13 protein-coding genes are annotated in these 14,273 nt (G+C 66.5%); 5 read left to right on the forward strand and 8 right to left on the reverse strand.

Features of this window, described 5'->3' with window-relative positions:
• Nucleotides 1-67 precede the first annotated feature (67 nt).
• The 5 genes from ACOQPH_RS09385 (at nt 68) to ACOQPH_RS09405 (ending at nt 6,353) form a co-directional block, all read left to right on the forward strand.
• Complete coding sequence (locus ACOQPH_RS09385) at nt 68-2,098, forward strand: ABC transporter ATP-binding protein (protein ID WP_420621146.1); 2,031 nt, start codon at nt 68-70, stop codon at nt 2,096-2,098.
• Nucleotides 2,092-4,227: an ABC transporter ATP-binding protein gene (locus ACOQPH_RS09390; protein ID WP_420621147.1), complete on the forward strand. Its 2,136-nt coding sequence runs from the start codon at nt 2,092-2,094 to the stop codon at nt 4,225-4,227. Before ACOQPH_RS09385 ends, ACOQPH_RS09390 begins: the two co-directional genes overlap by 7 nt.
• Entirely contained in the window at nt 4,224-5,051 is an 828-nt protein-coding gene (locus tag ACOQPH_RS09395) for an ABC transporter ATP-binding protein (RefSeq protein WP_420621148.1), read from the forward strand. Before ACOQPH_RS09390 ends, ACOQPH_RS09395 begins: the two co-directional genes overlap by 4 nt.
• Nucleotides 5,052-5,152: 101 nt before the next feature.
• A complete protein-coding gene (locus tag ACOQPH_RS09400) occupies nt 5,153-5,641 on the forward strand; it encodes a nuclear transport factor 2 family protein (protein ID WP_420621149.1) in 489 nt (162 codons plus the stop codon).
• Nucleotides 5,622-6,353, forward strand: coding sequence for a PaaI family thioesterase (locus ACOQPH_RS09405; protein WP_420621150.1), 732 nt, complete (start codon nt 5,622-5,624; stop codon nt 6,351-6,353). Before ACOQPH_RS09400 ends, ACOQPH_RS09405 begins: the two co-directional genes overlap by 20 nt.
• On the opposite strand, the gene ACOQPH_RS09410 is transcribed toward ACOQPH_RS09405, so the two are convergent.
• From ACOQPH_RS09410 to ACOQPH_RS09445, 8 genes are all read right to left on the reverse strand, one after another.
• Nucleotides 6,338-7,729 carry a hypothetical protein gene (locus ACOQPH_RS09410; protein ID WP_420621151.1) on the reverse strand — a complete coding sequence of 464 codons (1,392 nt, stop codon included), beginning with the start codon at nt 7,727-7,729 and terminating at the stop codon, nt 6,338-6,340. The genes ACOQPH_RS09405 and ACOQPH_RS09410 overlap by 16 nt on opposite strands.
• Nucleotides 7,730-7,795: 66 nt before the next feature.
• Complete coding sequence (locus ACOQPH_RS09415; protein WP_420621152.1) at nt 7,796-9,073, reverse strand: acyl-CoA dehydrogenase family protein; 1,278 nt, start codon at nt 9,071-9,073, stop codon at nt 7,796-7,798.
• A gap of 69 nt (nt 9,074-9,142) precedes the next feature.
• Nucleotides 9,143-10,342, reverse strand: coding sequence for an ATP-binding protein (locus ACOQPH_RS09420; protein ID WP_420621153.1), 1,200 nt, complete (start codon nt 10,340-10,342; stop codon nt 9,143-9,145).
• A 206-nt stretch (nt 10,343-10,548) separates the two neighbouring features.
• Nucleotides 10,549-11,070: a hypothetical protein gene (locus tag ACOQPH_RS09425; RefSeq protein WP_420621154.1), complete on the reverse strand. Its 522-nt coding sequence runs from the start codon at nt 11,068-11,070 to the stop codon at nt 10,549-10,551.
• Complete coding sequence (locus ACOQPH_RS09430) at nt 11,063-11,992, reverse strand: HAD family hydrolase (protein WP_420621155.1); 930 nt, start codon at nt 11,990-11,992, stop codon at nt 11,063-11,065. The genes ACOQPH_RS09425 and ACOQPH_RS09430 overlap by 8 nt, the downstream gene beginning before the upstream one ends.
• A gap of 105 nt (nt 11,993-12,097) precedes the next feature.
• The gene (locus ACOQPH_RS09435) at nt 12,098-12,445 is read right to left on the reverse strand and encodes a DUF86 domain-containing protein (RefSeq protein WP_420621156.1); all 348 of its coding nucleotides are present in this window, start codon (nt 12,443-12,445) and stop codon (nt 12,098-12,100) included.
• Entirely contained in the window at nt 12,442-12,732 is a 291-nt protein-coding gene (locus ACOQPH_RS09440; protein ID WP_420621157.1) for a nucleotidyltransferase family protein, read from the reverse strand. Before ACOQPH_RS09440 ends, ACOQPH_RS09435 begins: the two co-directional genes overlap by 4 nt.
• A 140-nt stretch (nt 12,733-12,872) precedes the next feature.
• Complete coding sequence (locus ACOQPH_RS09445) at nt 12,873-14,201, reverse strand: HNH endonuclease signature motif containing protein (RefSeq protein WP_420621158.1); 1,329 nt, start codon at nt 14,199-14,201, stop codon at nt 12,873-12,875.
• Between the last annotated feature and the right edge of the window lie 72 nt (nt 14,202-14,273).

A 14,273-nucleotide genomic window follows, 5' to 3' on the forward strand; every position in this document is an offset into this window, starting at 1 on the left:
GCTCACGGGCCGCTCGACCTCCGGTCGTCCCGGTTCGGCAAGTGGGGTCACCGCTAGCCTCGCCGGGATGCGGGTAGCCCCCAGCACTGCGCCCGCGGATCAGCCTGCGCAGCTCGATTCCGATGCCGTCGGCACGCGATCAGCCGATGACGACACCACCCCCACCGATCCTGCCGAAGCGCGTCCAGCCGGCGGGTTCGGCGACGATCTGACCGATGATTGGATCCGGGCTGAACGTTCGCTGAGTTGGATCCGGCGGCTCGGGCCCCTGCTCCGGCGACACCGGATGCGCATTGTCGGTTCGCTCATCGCAGCTATCGCCGCAATGGGCGTGCAGGCCGTCGCACCGCGGGTTGCGGGCTACGCCGTCGATGCCGCGCTGCCGCGCGAGGGGGCGAGCGGGTCTGGTTCGTTGTGGGCGTTCGTCATCGCACTCTTCGCGCTGGGCGTGGCCCGAGGCGTCTTCACCTACGCCTACCGCAAGGGTCTGTTCTCGATGGGCTGGCGCGTCGAGTACCAGCTGCGGACAATGCTGTTCTCCCACCTCAGCCGGCTGTCATTCGCGTTCTACGACCGGGTGCAGACCGGTGAGATCATCTCCCGCTCGAACTCCGACATCCGCTCGGTGCAGATGTATCTGGCCTTCGCTCCCATCGTGTCGATGCAGCTGCTGACCTTCGTGGTGGCTATCTCGCTGATGGCGTGGATCAGTCTCACGCTCACTGCCATCACGATGCTGGCGATGCCAGCCGTCTACGCGCTCGGCCAGCGGTTGCGGCGGATCATGTTCCCGCTGTCGTGGATCATCCAGTCCCGCAATGCCGAGGTCGCGACCGTGACCCACGAGACCGTCAGCGGGGTTCGTGTTGTCAAGGCATTCGCGGCCGAGGCCCGGCAGGTGGAAGAAATGGCTCAGGCGGCGCAACGGCTGCGCTGGGCCAACATGCTCCAGCACAACACCCGGGCGCACTACACGCCGGTCATCGAGAACCTTCCTCGCCTTGCATTGGCGATGGTGCTGCTGGTGGGCGGGCACCAGATCATCAACGGCTCGCTCACCGTGGGCGACTTGGTCACTTTCAATCTGTACATCCTGCTGCTGCAGGCGCCGTTCCGATTCATCGGGATGCTGTTCATCTTCGGTCAGCGGGCCAAGGCTTCCTCTGAACGCATCTTCGAGGTGCTCGACGAGCCGGTGCTGGTCGCAGACCGGCCCGGTGCGATCGACCTGCCTCAGCGGCGTGGCTCTTCTGGCGGATCCGCTGGCATGGAGGTGAGCTTCGACGGTGTTCGATTCGCCTACGGCACCGAGACCATCGGCGGTGTGGCGGGAGCCTCGAGCGCGGAACGCGACGCACCACCGGTCTTCGATGGACTCGACTTGCACATCGGCGCCGGCGAGCGCGTCGCAGTGGTCGGGCGCACCGGCTGCGGCAAGACAACTCTCGTCCGCCTTCTGATGCGCTTCTATGACATCGGCAACGGCAGGATCGCCGTCGGCGGCCACGATGTAACCGATGTGACGGCCGACAGCCTGCGCCGCGCCGTGGGCCTCGTTCCCGACGAGCCATTCCTGTTCTCCGCCAGCATCCACGACAACATCGCCTACGCCCGTCCTGATGCCGAGCGGCCAGATGTGATTGCAGCCGCAGCCGCTGCGCAGGCTCATGAATTCATCAGCGAGCTCAACGAGGGCTACGACACGGTGGTCGGCGAGCGCGGGTACGACCTCTCAGGCGGTCAGCGCCAGCGCATCGCGATTGCCCGGGCATTCTTGGCCGACCCGGCAGTGCTGATCCTCGACGACGCCACCAGCTCGATCGACGTGGCGCACGAGGAGAAGATCCACGAAGCGCTCACCGAGCTGCTGAAAGACCGCACGACCATCGTCATCGCCCACCGGCTGTCCACGATCAGTCTGGCTGACCGGGTGATCCTGCTCGCCGACGGGCGGGTGGCAGCCGATGGCACTCACGCCGAGCTGCTCGCCACCGAACCCCTCTACGCAGAGGTGCTGGCAGCAGGAGACGAGTCACAGACCACCGGCCAATCCGAAGCGGACGGCTGTAGCGCGCACGAAGGCAGCAGAACATGGTGATGGTCGGTGGCCCCGGCCACATGGGTCCTACCGCGACGCAGGCCAGCGCTGCGGCGGGCCTTCCGTTCGCCGGGGTGCCATCGGAGCTGCAGGAGGGGGCCGAAAAGCTGCTGTCGCTCGAGCCCGACCACCCCGAGCCGCGCGTCAATTTCGACCCTGTGACCGAACGCGCCGAGGGCGGGCGGGGGCGCCCATTCGGCCTCCGGGACATGCTGATGCCGCACCGGTGGGGCATCGCTGCAGCGCTGCTGATGCTGTGTGCCGAGACGGTCGCGATGCTGGCAGGGCCCGTGCTGGTGCAACAGGGCATCGATCGCGGCATCGTGGCAGGCGATCGCTACACACTCAACATGGTCGTGCTTGTCTTCGGGGGCGTTGTGGCGGCAAGCATCGTGCTGAGCCACGTGCGCCAACGTCTGAACGGACGCATCTCCGAGCAGATGATGTACGACCTGCGACTGCGCTTGTTCAGCCACTACCAGCGCTTGTCGCTGGACTGGTACACGACCGCCAAATCGGGTGTGCTGCTCAGCCGCATGACCTCCGACGTGGAATATGTGGCGCTGCTCGTCAACGAGGGCTTCGTGAACTTGCTGATCCAAGTGCTCACGGTGGGCGTCGTGACCGTGGTGTTGTTCACCTACGACCCGGTGCTGGCAGTGGTGCTGCTCGTGGGCATCGTTCCGCCGCTCACCGCGCTGACACTGTGGTTTCGTACACGCAGCGAGGCTGGCTACAGCGAGATCCGCGACCGCATTGCAGACGTGCTGGCCGACCTCTCGGAGAACCTGGCTGGAATCCGAGTGATTGCTGCGACGGGGCGGCGCGCGGCGAATGTGCTCCGACATCGCAAGGTGACCGCCCGCTACCGCGACGCCAACCTGTCCATGTCCAAAGCACAGGCGATCTATGGCCCGGGCACCGAGGCGATCGGCATTGCGGCGCAGGGACTGGTGCTGGCCGTCGGCGGAGCGATGGTGCTGCGAGGCAGCCTGGAGATTGGAGTGCTGGCGGCGTTCGTCCTGTTCGTGACCCAGTTCTTTGCCCCGATCCAGCAGCTCGCGCAGCTGTACAGCACCTACCAGCAGGGCCAATCGGGCCTGCGCAAGATCAGTCAGGTCCTGGCGACGCAGCCGACCGTGCGCCAGCGGGTCGATGCCATTGAATTGCCGCCGATCAAGGGACACATACGGCTCGAGGGCGTTTCGTTTGCCTATGACGATGAGGCGGCCACGTCTGGCGAGAACGGCGATGGGACCGACGGCACTACGAAGGTGCCGGCGGGACACTTCGGCGCATCCTTCGACCCGATGGCGATGCCTGAGGGGCTGGGCAATGGCACCCGGATCGGTCACGGCGGCACCACAGATGGTGACGAGCCCTTCGAGGATGACCCTCCGGAGGTGCTGAGCGACGTCAGCCTGGAGATCCGGCCTGGCGAGACCTTCGCCTTGGTGGGGCCGACGGGTGCAGGCAAGAGCACGATCGCGAAGCTGATCATCCGCTTCTACGACCCGACCGAGGGTCGGGTCACGATCGACGGCTGGGACCTGCGGGACATCACGTTGGCGTCGCTGCGCAACCAACTCGGTGTGGTGCCCCAGGAGCCATTCCTGTTTCACGGCACCATCCGGGACAACGTGGCGTTCGGACTGCGCCACCGCGCCGACGGCACCAGCGGTGGACAGCTCGACGCCGACATCGATGCGGCGCTCGACCTGGTGGGCCTGCGCCGGCTGATCGACAGCCTTCCCGACGGAGCCGACACCCAGGTGCACGAGCGGGGCGTGTCGCTGTCAGCCGGCGAGCGGCAGCTGCTAGCGCTGGCTCGGGCGTTCGTGGCGCGACCCAGGGTGATCGTGCTCGACGAGGCCACCTCCAGCGTCGACCTCAGCACCGAGGCGGAGATGGAGAGTGCGCTGGACCTGCTGCTCGAGGGCCGCACGGCAGTGCTCATCGCGCATCGGCTGGCTACGGCCATGCGGGCCGACCGCATCGCCGTCATCGACGAGGGCGGCGTCGTCGAGCTGGGCACTCACGACGAACTGGTCGCGCTCGGCGGTCGTTACGCGCAGATGTACGCCACGTGGGTGTCCCACGCTGGCGAGGGCCGCCGCGACGACTCATGAGCGACGGCGTGGAGCGGCCGGTGCCATCGTGCGACAGCCCGGTGCCGGCTGTCTCGGTTCGAGGGGTGTCGGTCGTCTACGACGGCAACACGGTGCTCGGGCCGCTCGATTGGGACATCGCTCCGCACGAGCGGTGGATCGTGCTCGGGCCGAACGGGTCGGGCAAGACGAGCCTCATCAAGATCCTGTCGCTGTACCGCTTCCCCACCACCGGCACGGTGGAAGTGCTCGGCGAGCGGTGGGGTGCAGTCGACGTGCGCGAGCACCGGCGTCGGATCGGGCTTGCGAGCTCGTCGCTGCGGGATCAGTTCCGGCCGAACATCTGCGCTGCGGACATCGTGATGACGGCCCGCTACGCGGCACTGGAAACTTGGTGGCACACCTACACCGATGCCGACCGGGCAGCAGCGCTGGCGTGCCTCAAGCGGGTGGGTGCAGGCCAGCTGGCCGAGCGCGCGTTCGCCACGCTGTCGTCGGGCGAGCAGCAGCGGGTGCAGTTGGCCCGCACGCTCATGAGTCGTCCGGAGCTGTTGCTGCTCGACGAGCCGACCGCCGGGCTGGACTTGGCGGGTCGGGAGCAGCTGGTGGCCAGCCTGGAGTCGCTTGCCGCCGATCCGCAGACTCCCGCAACCGTGCTCGTAACGCACCACACCGACGAGATCCCTCCGTCGTTCACCCATGGGTTGCTGTTGCGAGACGGAGTGCCGCTGGCGTGCGGCCCGTTGGGCGAGGTGCTCAACGCGGAGTCGCTGTCAGAGTGCTTCTCGCACAAGCTGCGGCTCGAGCGGCGCGACGGCCGTTGGCTTTCCTGGGCCGTGAACTAGATCCCAACCCGCAGGCAATGACGTCGGTCCGGGCGAGTCGGGACCCTTCGCCACCGACTCCCGCTGAGAACGCTCGTGCCCGGGCCTGCGAGACTGACGAAATGGGCGAGCACAGCAACACAACGATGGCCGCCGCTGCCAGCGAGATCGAGGCGCGGATCACCGGCTACTTCGAAGCCTGTACCTCTGGCGATGCTGAGGCCGTGGCAGGGCACTTCAGCGAGAACGCCGTCGTCTATGACACGAATCACGCACCGGTACAGGGAGCCGCCACGATCGGGCGGTTCTGGGCACGCATTGCCTCGAAGTGGCGAGGCGCATCGTGGAACTGCGAGCGGCTCGTGACCAACGGTGACACCGCAGCGATCGAATGGAGGATGACCGGAACGATTGCCGGGCCCGCTGGCCGGCGGGACAACGACGTGCCGTTTGCGGTGCGCGGCAGCGAGCACTACGACTTCGACCGCAGCAGCGACTCGGGCGAGCGACTGATCGCTGAGATCCGCCAGTACTGGACGTTTGATCTCGAACACCCATCCAGCGAATTGGTCGACTATCCCTACGGCGAGCTTGGACGGCTCGGCGGCTGACGACCTCTCGGGACCCACGTTGCCGCACAGCGACACCAGCAGCGATTCAGGCGACGACCTGCACCTGATCTATCCCGATCCGCAGTTCGCCGAACGCAGCGCCGCGGCGGGTGCGCTGCGACGGCTGGCACATGCCTTCGTGCGGCACCGCACCGACCCCGAGACGTTGGCTGAGATCACCGCATGGGCCGACGCGACCGCCGAACGACTCGAGGCTGCCTCGGATCCTGTCCCCCGCCCGCAGGACTACTTCGCCCGCCGCTACGTCGACCCGAGACCGTCCGATGGCTCCGAGGTCATGGCCTTTGGCGACCGCGCATTCAGCGGCCCGGCCAATCCCACCGCCATGGAGGTCGACATGCGTCGCCACGGCGAGGGCGTGCGCGCAACCGTGAGCTTCGGCGCCGCGTTCGAGAGTGCCCCGGGTCGGGTGCATGGCGGGGCGGTGTGCGCCGTCGTCGACGATGTGCTCGGCTACCTGATGGTCTGCTTGGGGATCGCCGCGTACACGGCGCGTCTCGAAATCGACTACCGAGGCGGCGTCCCGATCGATGAGCCGGTGATCTATGACGCCCGCGAGACCAGGCGTGACGGCCGAAAGTCGCACGTCGAATTGGCTGTGCGCGCAGGCAACGCGCCGCCGGACGCTCCCCCGCTCATCGAGGCTGCCGGCCTGTTCGTGATCGTGACGGCAGATCAGCTCGGCAGTTGAGGCTCACGCAGGATGAGGTACCCCAGCGGCTCGCCGATGTGCGCACGGCCCGACGGGAGCTCCCCCGGCCCAGCTTCGACATCCCACACCATGACGTCATCGTCGAACGTGTACAGCAGGAACCGGCTGTCGGGTGCCCAAGCCATGGACCCGAGGTCGACGCCGATCTCGGGGGAATGGCGGCCCCATTTCTCGTCGAGATCGACGACCACCACACCTGCCGGCATGCCGGTGCCGTGCCGGAGCCGTAACGCGATGCGGTTGCCGTCAGGCGACATCAATCCCTGCTCGCTCCAACGGTCCGGCGAAGCCGCAAGCAGCTCTGCCGGCAATTCCACTCTGCGCTCGTCGATCGCCCCGGTGACAATCGGGTAACCCTCGCAGAACGTCTTGCAGTCGGAGGCCATCTCGTCCTGGTCGTCACGCTCGCCGAAGCGGCCTGACGCCTCCGCACAGATATCGGTGCACCATTCGTCGCGACGATCTGCACCCACACTGGCACTGAAGGTGGTGTCGGTGATCTGACAGCCGTACGCCTCGCACTGCAGCCGCACGACATGACCGTCGCCGACAGCGAGCACCCGACCGGCGCCCAGCCGGAGCGCCGAGTTTCGTCCGTCGAGCGCCATGACACTGCCTGCCATGGACACGACGACGTGGTCGCCGAGAGCGCCATGCACGATCGCCTCGTTGGGCATTTGCACCGCTGAACGGAAGACGCCGTCGGGGCCGATCACTCGGGCGAAGAGATGCTCGGTACCGCGCACCACGGCGACGATCCCCGGTGGGCTGTAGGCGGGCAGCACTTGGGTCACGTCTTCAGCGATGACGACAGTGTCTCCGGTCTGGGGATCTACTCGCATCACGTTGCGTCCGATGCCCACAACGATCGCTCCGTCGAGATCAACCAGCGTGTGCGGAAGCCCAGGCAACGGCACGTATCTCGCCGCTCCGGTCAGCAGGTCGAGTTGATACAGGAAGCCGCGAATGTTGCCCGTGGGATCGCCGGCCAGCGTGGCAATCATCTCTGCAGCGGGCCGCGCGGGCGGCAGATCGCCCACGGGCGTGTCGAGCGCCGTCGGTGGGGGAAGCGTTGTGCGTGGCGGTCGCGAGGTGGCCGCCGTCGTGGTGGTCGCCGGGGGCTCGGTCGTTGTGGTCGCACCAGCTTCGACGGCATCGGGCTCGCCGCCACCGCCTCGCACCCAGGCCACAATCAACGCAGCGACGGCCAATGCCGCGACCAGCGCCACCAACGCAACCAAACGCGGAGGCGTTGAGGACGGTTGCCGCTCGATCACAGATTCCTGCACACCGGCGAAATCGGCTCCGCCTTCGGGCAGGATCTCCAGTCCCCGTGGCGGCTCAGGAATGCTCACCGCTTCACATTCTGCGCCGCATGCTGGGCCCCCGCGCCCCAACGTCGGTAGCCCGGGGGCGAATTGCTACCAAGAAGTGGCGTTCTGGGGAAGTTCCCGGAACGGTGTGGATGGATCGGGACCGGGTTCCCTGGGGAGTCCCAGCACCCGCTCGCCCAAGATGTTTCGCTGGATCTCGTCGGTGCCGCCGTAGATCGACGGCGCCGGCGAGAAGACCGTCATCTCCTGCAGCACGCCGTCGGTAGCTGCGTCGGCCCCCCACAACGTCATATCTGCGCCGAGGATGGTGCTGGCGAGCGACCGGGCCCGGCGCAGGGCGGCCGTCATGCGCAGCTTCGCCAGGTTGCCCTCGCCGCCGGTGCGCTGAGATCGCTGTCGCCCGCGCATTGCCGACAGCCGCATCACCTCGAGATCGGTGTGCAGAGCCGCGAGCTCCTGTCGGACGACTGGGTCCGCGGCACGGCCACGCTGGCGTGCCTCGGAGGTGAGCTGCCCCAGTGTTCCGGGACCCACACCGCCTGCGGCGAGCGGCAGACGCTTGCCGCGGAAGGCTCCCGCCGGTTCGTCCAAGTGTCCTGCAATCGATCCAGGGTGTGCGGCTGCATACGCAAGGCCATGGCTGCCACCGATGCCTGCTCGCTCGACGGCCAGCGTGGTGTTGGTGACGCGCCAGCCGTCGTTGAGCTCGCCGATGATGTTGGCGTGGGGCACCCGTGCGCCGTCGATGAACACCTCGTTGAACAACGACCGGCCGGTCATCTCGCGCAAGGGCCGGACTTCGACGCCTTCGGTGGCCATGTCGAAGGCGAACCACGTGAGCCCGCGGTGTTTGGGCGACTCGGGATCGGTACGAGCAACGAGCATCCCCAGGTCCGCGTGCTCGCCTTCGGAGGTCCACACCTTCTGGCCGCTGACGATCCACTCATCGCCGTCGCGAACCGCCTTGGTTTGGAGTCCGGCGAGGTCGCTGCCGGCTCCAGGCTCGGAGAACAGCTGGCACCACGAGTCGGTCCCATTGAGGATGTTCGGCACAAATCGCTCAATTTGGTCAGGCGTCCCGTGCTCAAGAATCGTCGGGGCGGCGAGCAGCATGCCCAGCCCTGCCGGTGAGCCGATGGCACCTGCAGAGCGAACGGCTTCGACCAGCACACGTGTCTCGCTGCGGCCCCAGCCTCGGCCGTAGGGCTCACCGAGGGTGGGGTTCGACAGTCCGGCGGACGCGAGCCACTGCCACCACTCCCGCACGCTGATGTCGGGATCCCAGTTGTCCGCAAGCCATGCGTCAAGCTCGGCCCTGAGATCGCCATCCGAGGTCGCGCCAACCGTTGCCTGCCGCTCGCTCATGGCGCCGAACCCTACCGGTGGCCCTTGTTCGGATCGCCGCCCTCTTCGAACTCGTCCCCCGAGAGACGTCTAGCGATCCGGACTCGTTGCCGGCGTGGGTCTCGCGAATCCGATTGGGTCCCCGTCCGCCAGCCTCAATGACTCGCAAACGAGGGGATACTCGTCAAGTTCTCTGATCCACTGCCGTGCAGCGGCAAGCACGAAGTCGAGCCTGCCGTGACCTTCTGGAGTGACCATGCCGGCCTTGATGAGCCGTTGCCGGTACACGCTCGCGTACCCGCTGCTTGCCCCGAGTCGCTTGGCGATGGCGGCCATGCGTGAGACCCCATCGTCGACGGCCATGGCAACCAGGAACCTTCTGGCGCCGTCGGGCAAGTCCTTCCACATCGGGGCCACGACGAGCTGTCCGAGCTGCCTGAGTGCAGTTGCGGCGCCTGACGTGACGTCTTCGAGCGTTACCTCTGATGTCGGATCCTCAGCCGCCTCCCAGGCGTGGAAGCCGACGAGCTGGATCAAGAACGGGTACCCCTGCGAGGTGTTCACGGCGTGATCGACTGCTCCCGACGACATCTGGCCGCCGCGCTGGCGGATCGGCTCTGCCAGCGCCGCAGCTGCTGCGGGAGGCTCAAGGAAGCCAACGTCATAGCGAGCACATCGCTGCAGGAACGTGATACTCGAGTCGGCCAGCAGCGTGTCCTCGAGCGTCGGCAGCCCGGCGCCGACGAAGGCCAGCGGCAGCTGTTCCACCCGTGTGACGTCCTGCACCGTCACTCCGAGCATCCTGAGCTCGCCGACCTCACCAGCGTGCAGCTCGTCCACCGTGACAACGAGGCCGGCACCGGTTGCTGCGAGATGGCTTGCGAGCGCGCGCAGCACGTTGGTCAGCCGCCTCGACAAGTCGGCCTCGGGGTTGTAGTCGGGGCCGACTCCGATGCCCGCTGCAGCGAGGTCACGGGTCGTCTCGGCGGTCAACTCATCAAGGATCTTGTTCAGGTGCTCTGCGGTGTCGTGAGCCAGCCGGTTCAGAAGTCCGCGGGTCACCGCCGCTTCGGAGATCGTCAGCCAGCCGTTCTCCTGTGCCGCGGATCGGAGTGCCTCCAAGGCGACTGTCTTGCCCGAACCGCGCCGACCCAGCAGCAGAGATGTGTAACTCGGGTGCGTCGGCCCCGTCGCCAAGGCGTCCAGGACGTCGCGCAGGAGGCCGTCTCGACCGGCAAGCATTGGCGGAGTGGCACCGAAGGTGGGTGCGAAGGGGTTGAGCGGTCGCATCTGTTGACTCGGCTTCTGAGGGACCGGCGACAGCCGACGCTAGCGGCTGCTGATTTCATTTGTTGGTTTTGTTAGTAATTGTTGTTTCTGTTGCTTCGGGATTGCCGGCTTAACAATCCCGGATGACCGAGCGAGTGATCGCGCAGCTCGATCAAGACCATCGCTCGTCTTCTTTCGCACCTCGCCCGCAAGACGGAGGCAGCATCTCAGGCTTCCTCCGCAAATCGAAGGAAGATGGCGGTAGTAGGAGCGAAGAACAGCCGCCAGGCCTGCATGATCCCGCCGTTGGGACCGCAGATCATCCGCGTCTGGGATCCCGCAGGCAGTTCCACGACGACTCTGGGGCTGAAGATCCACAGCAGCTGCAGCTTCAGCGTGTAACTGCCGGGCCGCAAGAGGTAGCGCTCGGTCTTGTTGTCGCGGATCTGTCCGACTCGCTGGCCCTCGATGACGACTTGGTAGCTGCGGATGGTGTCGCGGTAGTGATGGATGCGCTCCAGCACCAGCTCAGCAGTTGCCCCCTCAGCCGCGTCGGACTGATCGTCGTCTGACGCATCAGCCTCAGCGGCCTCGGGAATGCCCATCGGCCCCCTGGGGGCCTTGGCGTTGTGGTCGGCCATGGCCCGACGAGCTCGCTCCCACACCGACGGGCGGCGAGACCGGTCGCTGCCTGAATCGTCTTGCGCGGCCCGTCCATCCGTTGGCGTGTTGCCGTCCCCCTCAGCCATCGAAACCCCCGCGTTGCGGCATCGCTGCCGACGCGCTTCCGACCGTGTCAGCCCCGATGTCAGGAGGCCAGCCCCCGCCGGTCAGCATCGCCTCCACGACAACCGCGACGCCCTCGGATTCATTGCTCGGTGCGACAAGGTCGGCCACGGCACGCACCTGCGGCGGAGCATTGGACATTGCGACCGAGCGACCCGCCCAGCGCAGCATGTCAATGTCGTTCAACCCGTCGCCGAATGCCACTACGTCGGCCGGTTTGATGCCGTAGCGCTGGCACACAATCTCCAGCCCGGTCGACTTGTTCACCCCGGCGGCGGCAATCTCGGCGAGGTCGAGGCCCGACGGTCGGATCTCGGTGCCCAGCGGCATCTCCGGTGCCAGCTCGCCAACGGCGGTCATCATCTCGGTGCCCGGCGTTTCGACCAACCACGTCAGCACGGGTCCGTCGACGGCGGCAATGGCGTCATCCACTCGGTCGATCCGCAGATCGGCCGCAAGCCCAGCCGGCATGTCTGGCACGAAGTTGTGCTCCCACAGATGCCGACCATCGGCCATGTCCAGCCCCAATCGCACCTCCGGCAGGAGCTTGCGAGCAATCTCCGCCGCCTCGATGGCCTCAGTGTGGGTCATGGATCGGTCTGCCACCTGCTCTGATGCCCGGGCGTCCATCACCACTGCGCCGTTGAGGCAGACGGCGTACGACATCCCGCGAGCGCGCCGCGCCAACGGCTCGACCTGGGGCCAGGGACGGCCGGTCGCGATCACGGTCATAACACCGGCGGCGTCCAGCGCGTCCAGCGCATCGACCGTCCGAGGAGTCGGCATGCCGCTGCGACCGATCAGTGTGCCGTCGATGTCGAACGCCGCGAGCCGCGGCAAGCCAACCCGAGGGGCCGTCGGGCTGACGGAGGGTGCGCTGCTCATGTCCTGCACGGTAGAGGGCCGGTGTGACAGTCATCGTCAGCGGTGGGGCCTGGTGTTTGACTCGCGGTGCAGAAGCCTCGATGCCGGCCGAAGCCGGTCGTGCGGCTATTTCGCAGGCGGCGATTCCTTGGGTCCGTCCAGAATCGTTCCGACCAATGTCGGCACGCTCTTCTCCAATGTTTCCCACAGCGCCTCACGGTCGACCTTGTGGTACTCGTGCGTGATGAGCGTGCGAAATCTTCGGATCTGTCTCCACGGCACATCGGGATACCGGGCGATCGTCTCGTCCGAGAGCTTGGAGGCGGCTTCGCCGATGATGTGCAAAGCGCGCTCCGCGGTGGGAATGTTCTTCCAGTCGTCGAGGAATGCCTGCCTGCCCTCGGCGGCGACTCTGCCTGCGATCTCGGCTGCTTTGAGGATGCCGCCGATGCGCTCGGAGTCGCTGCGGCTCATAGCGTGATCGCTTCCTCCAGCATCGAGTCATAGGGAGGCTCGAGAGCGCGCACTGAGCAGACGTCGACCTCGCATCCGAGCAGGTCGATGAGGTCAAGCTCCAGCCCGGCGATGTCCAAGAGTGTCGTTCCTGGGGCGAACTCGCATACGAAGTCGCAGTCGCTGTCCGGTCCGTCGGTGCCACGTGCGACCGATCCAGTCAACGCGATCGACGACGCGTTGTTCCGGGTTGCCGCCACTCGGATTGCCTCACGGTGGCGATGAAGGATCGCATCACGGCGAGACATGGACCCAGCGTAACGTCGGCCGGGTCACGGCTGGGCTCAAGACTGACTCAGCCTGCGGTTGCCCTCTAACGCTTCTCGAATACCTCTCGGGCGGTGGCTCGTGCTCGGACGGGCCGGGGTTGCGCTTGCCCCAGGTGTGGTTATGGGCTGCGGGCGGTGGCTGGTGCTCGGGCGGGCCGGCTGGTGTTGTGGGGTTCTGGCGGCAGCAGCCGGGGGCGGCCGTCGGGTGGGGTGTGGATATGGCGGTCGTGTTGGTGCAGGTCCAAGTGGCACGGCTCGCACATCGACGCCAGATTGGGAATCTCGGTGAGGCCGCCGTTCTCGAAATAGTCGATGTGGTGAGCTTGAGTGTGCTCGCTGGTGAGCTCACAGCCGATGCAGCCCCCGTCGCGGACAGCAAGCACGAGCCGCTGGGCGTCGCTGGCGTTGCGAGCGCGACCCAGGGCCAGCTCGGACCAGTCGGCCTTGAACACGGCAGGCAACACCTTTGCGTCAACGGCGTGCTCAGCGAGCATCCGCGCTGACAGCGGCGTGCCGTCGTCAAGGCGGGGGTTGGCGAGCCGATCGTTCACGATGTCGTAGTCAGCCACGATCACCAGGCTCGTGTTCGCCCGCCGCACCTTGGCGGAGCCGGTGATGAGTGAGCCGATCGCATCGGCAGCGAGCTGAGCACTCGTCGGCTCGATGTCGCTGCCGAGGCTGCCGTCGACGTCGATGCCGGCACGGCCGGTGCCGCTGGCGTCATCGGTGGCGCGGCGGCGCAGCGTTCGCATCGCGGCTTGGATCGTCGCGTTGAGGTGACGGCCAGTGATGAAATCGAACGTGGCCCACAGATGCCACATGCCGTCAGCGCCCAGCCGCATCGATCCCGAGCGCTCGGCGCGCTGCAACTCGAGCTCCGCGTCGACCGGGCCAAGTCCCTTCGCAGTGGACTCTGCCTCAATATCCGCGTACACCTGCTGGCTCACATAAGCAAACGGGTGACGCGCAACCGTGTCAGAGGGATACGCCCCGCACAGCTCCAAGAACTCTTCTTCGCTGCGACGATGCTTCTTAGGAGCCTCCCGTGCGATCACCTTCGCGTGAGACGTCTGGATCTCCCCGCACTTGAGCGCATCGAGCGTGGCGGTCATGTCGTGCTCGACGAGGCTCTCGGCGAGCCGGGCTTCGGTGCGTGCCTGAGGGCCGTTCATGCGGGTCAGCTCCCGCAACTGGTACGCCGCAGACTGAGCGCCATTGCGTGACGCCAGCTCACCCAAAGCCGCGAGATACTCCCCCTCGATACGGTTCCGCTCAGCCACCAGACCCACGACCCGGTCCATCAGATCGCCAGCACTGAGCTCGCACAGATTCACATCGGCAACGTCGTCGAACGCAGCGTCGACACCGTCGCCGTCGCCGGTCGAGTTGACTGTGCCGTCAGCCGATCCGTTGCCGTAACTGCGATGCACAGGCGGGTTGATGAACATAGATAAAGCATACACTTGTACGTCATCAATTGCAAACACTCGCGCGCTTCAATTTCAGTGAATCTTCGAGAA

It is taken from the genome of Candidatus Poriferisodalis sp., from assembly GCF_965221945.1.
Classification (GTDB): Bacteria; Actinomycetota; Acidimicrobiia; order Acidimicrobiales; family Poriferisodalaceae; genus Poriferisodalis.